The sequence below is a fragment of the Escherichia sp. XD33 genome (genome assembly GCF_019375075.1).
Taxonomy (GTDB): Bacteria; Pseudomonadota; Gammaproteobacteria; order Enterobacterales; family Enterobacteriaceae; genus Enterobacter; species Enterobacter flexneri_A.
This window is the reverse complement of sequence record NZ_JAENDM010000187.1, coordinates 1-1,272: the sequence shown is the minus strand read 5'-3', so window position 1 is coordinate 1,272 and position 1,272 is coordinate 1. Positions and strand designations below refer to the sequence as shown.

Here is a 1,272-nt window from a genome sequence, read left to right as displayed (position 1 = left end):
TCGTAAGCTGTAATGCAAGTAGCGTATGCGCTCACGCAACTGGTCCAGAACCTTGACCGAACGCAGCGGTGGTAACGGCGCAGTGGCGGTTTTCATGGCTTGTTATGACTGTTTTTTTGTACAGTCTATGCCTCGGGCATCCAAGCAGCAAGCGCGTTACGCCGTGGGTCGATGTTTGATGTTATGGAGCAGCAACGATGTTACGCAGCAGGGCAGTCGCCCTAAAACAAAGTTAGCCATATGAACTCGGAATCAGTACGCATTTATCTCGTTGCTGCGATGGGAGCCAATCGGGTTATTGGCAATGGTCCTAATATCCCCTGGAAAATTCCGGGTGAGCAGAAGATTTTTCGCAGACTCACTGAGGGAAAAGTCGTTGTCATGGGGCGAAAGACCTTTGAGTCTATCGGCAAGCCTCTACCGAACCGTCACACATTGGTAATCTCACGCCAAGCTAACTACCGCGCCACTGGCTGCGTAGTTGTTTCAACGCTGTCGCACGCTATCGCTTTGGCATCCGAACTCGGCAATGAACTCTACGTCGCGGGCGGAGCTGAGATATACACTCTGGCACTACCTCACGCCCACGGCGTGTTTCTATCTGAGGTACATCAAACCTTCGAGGGTGACGCCTTCTTCCCAATGCTCAACGAAACAGAATTCGAGCTTGTCTCAACCGAAACCATTCAAGCTGTAATTCCGTACACCCACTCCGTTTATGCGCGTCGAAACGGCTAACCATTCCGTCAACGGGACGCCAAAATGCTGCGCATTTTGGTTCCCTCCGCTGCGCTCCGGCTCTCGTTACGTCCAACGTTAGCACCACTGAAACCCAGCTTTATTTAGCTCATGTTTATTCAAACGGCATTTAGCTTTTCAGGCGTTATTCAGTGCCTGTTTTGCCTTTTTTCCGGGCTTCGCCTGCATGGGCTGCGCAGGTTTTCAGTCTTTTTGGCCTCTAGCCCTTGCGTAGCAAGCGCAAGCAGCTATCGTTTTTGCAGTGCTGTGCCGCCTCGGTGGCGCAGCGTTTTTTCACGGTTAGCGCCCGTCGCCAAATTCAAGTTATCCGTTTTGGCTTCTGGTTCTAACATTTCGGTCAAGCCGACCCGCATTCTGCGGTCGGCTTACCTCGCCCGTTAGACATCATGAGGGAAGCGGTGACCATCGAAATTTCGAACCAACTATCAGAGGTGCTAAGCGTCATTGAGCGCCATCTGGAATCAACGTTGCTGGCCGTGCATTTGTACGGCTCCGCAGTGGATGGCGGCCTGA

2 protein-coding genes and 1 pseudogene are annotated in these 1,272 nt (G+C 52.3%); all 3 read left to right on the top strand.

Annotated features, from left to right (window positions below; all coding sequences use genetic code 11):
• The first annotated feature begins 240 nt into the window (after positions 1-240).
• The gene (dfrA12, locus tag K0778_RS26170) at positions 241-738 is read left to right on the top strand and encodes a trimethoprim-resistant dihydrofolate reductase DfrA12 (protein ID WP_001083725.1); all 498 of its coding nucleotides are present in this window, start codon (positions 241-243) and stop codon (positions 736-738) included.
• Between the two features lie 111 nt (positions 739-849).
• On the top strand, positions 850-1,140 hold the full coding sequence (locus K0778_RS26165; protein ID WP_001336345.1) for a DUF1010 domain-containing protein: 291 nt from the start codon (positions 850-852) through the stop codon (positions 1,138-1,140).
• Between the two features lie 5 nt (positions 1,141-1,145).
• Positions 1,146-1,272, top strand: a pseudogene (locus K0778_RS26160) (ANT(3'') family aminoglycoside nucleotidyltransferase); the annotation flags it as partial.